The sequence below is a fragment of the Candidatus Neomarinimicrobiota bacterium genome, assembly GCA_018647265.1.
Lineage (GTDB): Bacteria > Fidelibacterota > Marinisomatia > Marinisomatales > TCS55 > TCS55.
Map to the genome: position 1 here is coordinate 1 of JABGTK010000129.1, position 4,045 is coordinate 4,045.

Genomic DNA, 4,045 nt, shown 5'->3' on the forward strand with positions numbered 1-4,045 from the left:
TATAAGAACTATGTGAATGAGGGGGGAGTGATGACCATACCACAAGTAGAGCGGAAATCAGTTGAAGATTTTTTACGCAAAAATCTTAATGGATTAATATCAGATGATAAAATTCACTTTTGGGTATAATGGAACTACCCCTTAATCACCTCCTTAAAAAAGAGGGGAGAAGTGGACATAAATAATCATTTTATGGAATCCCCTCCTCTATGAGGAGGGGATTATGGGGTGGTGGTCAATGTGATAATCTAATACATTCATTTTCAATTATAGTTAAAACGCCATCAAGATTTTCATCAATTTCATTATTATAAAATCGAATTATATGATATCCTAAATCAGTCAATTCATCCTCCCGATTTATGTCTTTCTTTTTTGTTGCAGGACTTAGATGCCCCGCGCCATCCAATTCGACAATCAGTTTTAGTTTTGGACAGAAAAAATCCACTACATTTGCATTTATTCCCTGTTGTCGACGGAACTTGAAACCACCTAATTGACGGCCCTTTAGATGCTGCCATAATTTATGTTCCCAGGGAGTTGGGTGATTTCTTAATAGTTTACGAATCCACTTTTGCTTTTTGGGGTTTATGAAATGATCTTTCATGACAGAGATTAATATTCAAAAGAATGTACAGAAGATGGTTTTATTAAAACCACCCCTTAGTCCCCTCCTTAGAAAGGATGGGAGATAATGGAGCAAATCATCGTTTTGTGGAATCCCCTCCTCGTAGAGGAGGGGACTAAGGGGTGGTGGTTATTCCGGGATTATAACTGCCGGAAGATCCTCTTTTTTATAGAGTCGATTGAATTCACTTATTTCATTATTCATGATCTGATTCAGTTTTTTCTTATAGGATTCCCATTCCTCACTAAGGTCTGCATAACGTTGCCTTTGGCCTTGGGTGAGTGGCGGATCAGACCCATCAATGGTGCTGAGCAAATTCAGCATATGGGCATTTAGTCGATTCAAGAAATTGACAACATCTTGGAATGTTTCCATTTTGGTTTGAACAACGTTACCTTCCCAATTATCAATTGCTTCAATGGCAGATTCTCCTGATTGAATGAGATCTTGAACTGCATCTTTTTCTTTTAATCTTTCATTCATTTTTTGAATTTGGCTGCGGATACTACGCGCCTTTACGATAGAACTATGGAGATCGTTGATTTGTGAGTAAAGGTCTGCCATCAGTGATTGATGCTCATTTTGGTCACGATTACGAATGTCAATCCTTGGATCTTGTTGAATTTTAAATGATTGAGTTGTGGATTCTTCACCCATGGTTAATCGAACAGAATATTGACCCGGCCCCACACGATAACCACTATATCCACCGAAGAAAGAAACGTCAGGAACGAGTTTAATGTCATCAATCCTAAAATTCCACACAAAGCGATTCATGCCTTTTTTGGCTGGAATTTTCACTGGATTATAACTGCCTCCAAATGTTTTTGCGGATTTACTCTTTTGATTTGTAATTGTCCGAATAATATTTTCATTATCATCCAAAAACTCCATTTTGACTATGCTTTCTTTTTCAATCTCATGAGCAATATGATATTGGAGTACTACACCAGTTGGCGGGTTTTGTCCAACCAACTTAGATTCCTCGTTGCCGCCGGATGTTCGAAAAGTTGTTCGGGGAGTGAAGAGATGAAAATCTTTTTTCATATCGTTTGGTTTATATTGGTGAATCATGGTGAGATCATCCAAAATCCAGAATGACCGACCTTGGGTGGAAGCAATAAGATTATTATTTCGAATAGTTAAATCAGTAATGGGAACAATAGGTAGGTTTAATTGAAAAGTCTCCCAGGATTTTCCACCGTTAATGGAAATATATAATCCTGTTTCAGTCCCTGCGTAAAGGAGGTTTTCTTTGGTGGGGTCTTCACGCACGACGCGAACAAATGCATCCTTTTCTATGCCTTTTATTTTTAAGGTCCAGCTTTTGCCGTAATTGGTGGTTTTGTAAATGTATGGCGTAATATCGCCAAATTTATAACGGGTAAATGCCACGTATGCCGTTCCCGGATTGTGAGGCGAAATATCAATCGCATTGACGATTCCCTCATCCATGCCTTTGGGTGTTACATTTTTCCAATTATCACCCCCATCTTTTGTAATATGAACCAATCCGTCATCGGAGCCTGCCCAGAGGAGGCCGGGCTCATGGGGCGATTCAGCCAAGTACATGATAGTATTATACACCTCACCACCCGCCGCTTCATTGGTGAAGGGGATACTGCCCATATCTTGTTTTTCAATTTCATTACGGGTCAAATCAGGACTGATTATATCCCAGGAATCACCACCATCCTGTGTTCTGAAAACAACATTTCCAGCATGGTAGATTATTTCAGAATCATGAGGTGAAGCGATTATGGGCGCATTCCAGTTAAAGCGAAATTTTTGATCTTTGGCCACCGAACCTAATCCAAGATATTCATAGGCCATAATGCTGCGGCTTTTTTTGGTCATGACATTCAGTTTTTGGATAAGTCCCTGATAGCAACCTCCATAAACATCCACAGGATTATCCGGGTCAAAAGCCAGGTAAGCACTTTCACAACCGGCGGCGCGGTACCAATCGGACCAGTCAATGCCCCGGCCGCTGGTGGCACTAGGAATGGCCACACTAGAATTATCTTGCTGGCCACCATAAACGTAATATGGAAAACGATTATCAGTAATCACGCGATAAAATTGTGCAGTAGGTTGATTCTTTTGGGTTGACCATGATTTGCCACCATTGAATGAAATATTGGCGCCGCCATCATTGGCATTAATCATATTTTTATTATTATTGGGATTAATCCAAAGTCCATGATTATCACCGTGAGGAACACTAACCTTGTTGAAGGACTTACCGCCATCGGTGGATTTCATGAAAGGTGCATTAAGTACATAGACAACATTTTCGTCTTGGGGATCAGCAAACACGTGGATGTAGTACCAACTGCGAGCAATGAGAAGGCGATCACTATTTACACGCTTGAAGTTTTTGCCACCATCATTAGAACGGAACAATCCTCCTTTTTCAGCTTCCGCAATAACATAGACCACTTTTGGATTTGCTCCAGAAACACTCACATCGGTTTTCCCCATTTTTTCTGGAAGTCCTTTGGTGAGTTTATTCCAAGTGTCACCACCATCAATTGATTTGTAAATGCCGCTTCCTTCACCGCCACTTCGCATTTGCCATGGTTTGCGCTGGTGATCCCAAAAGGATGCATATAAAATTCTCGGATTATTTTGATCCATACTCAAACCACTGGCCCCGGAATTTTCATTCTCATAAAGAACTTTTTCCCAATTTTCACCGCCATCTTTGGAACGAAAAATCCCTCTTTCCTTGCTATCTTTATATTGGTCACCTTGAACGGCGACATAAACTAGATCTGCATTTTTAGGGTGTATAATAACTTGAGAAATTGTTCGGGAATTTTCCAATCCAATATGACTCCATGTGTCACCGGCATCCATAGATTTGTAAACGCCATCACCATGGGAGGTCATAACCGGACGGATGCAAGCTTCGCCCATCCCGGCATAAATTACATTCGGATCAGATTCGGAGACAGCTAAGGCTCCCACCGAACCGGTCTTGAGAAAACCATCCGATACATTATCCCAGATGATACCTCCGTCGGTGGTTTTCCAAATACCGCCACCTACTGAACCGAAATAATAGGTCAGCGGTTGGGATGGAACACCCACCGCAGTTAATGATCGGCCACCGCGGAAGGGACCGATATTTCGCCATTTCATGGCATCGCTGAATGTGGAATCCAGTGATTCAGCCGATAATAAACCGACCAAATAAATAAGTAAAAAATGAATATATTTCCGCATGATTAAACCTCTTCTTTAATTCACCAGATTAGGTGTTTAAAATATTTTATTGTAGTGCTTTTAAAACATCCCTTCGACTAACCTGTCCAACAAGTTTTCCATTCTCAACTACTGGAAGCCTTCTATAGTGTTCTTTTTGAAAAAATTGAGCCAAGTTAACAATTCCCATTTCAGGATTTACAGTCA

The 4,045-nt window shown here is 40.5% G+C and carries 3 protein-coding genes; all 3 read right to left on the reverse strand.

Going from position 1 to position 4,045, the window contains the following annotated elements; genetic code table 11:
* Positions 1 to 235 precede the first annotated feature (235 nt).
* Positions 236 to 607 carry an endonuclease domain-containing protein gene (locus HN459_07730; GenBank protein MBT3479334.1) on the reverse strand — a complete coding sequence of 124 codons (372 nt, stop codon included), beginning with the start codon at positions 605 to 607 and terminating at the stop codon, positions 236 to 238.
* A 150-nt stretch (positions 608 to 757) separates the two neighbouring features.
* Positions 758 to 3,859, reverse strand: a complete 3,102-nt coding sequence (locus tag HN459_07735) for a glycosyl hydrolase (protein MBT3479335.1) — start codon at positions 3,857 to 3,859, stop codon at positions 758 to 760.
* A 46-nt stretch (positions 3,860 to 3,905) separates the two neighbouring features.
* On the reverse strand, positions 3,906 to 4,045 hold a 140-nt coding region (locus tag HN459_07740), incomplete at its 5' end, for a CBS domain-containing protein (protein MBT3479336.1).

Coding starts and splice junctions, on each gene's coding strand:
- HN459_07730 (MBT3479334.1), bottom strand. CDS start 607: ATGAAAGATCATTTCATAAACCCCAAAAAGCAAAAGTGGATTCGTAAA.
- HN459_07735 (MBT3479335.1), bottom strand. CDS start 3,859: ATGCGGAAATATATTCATTTTTTACTTATTTATTTGGTCGGTTTATTA.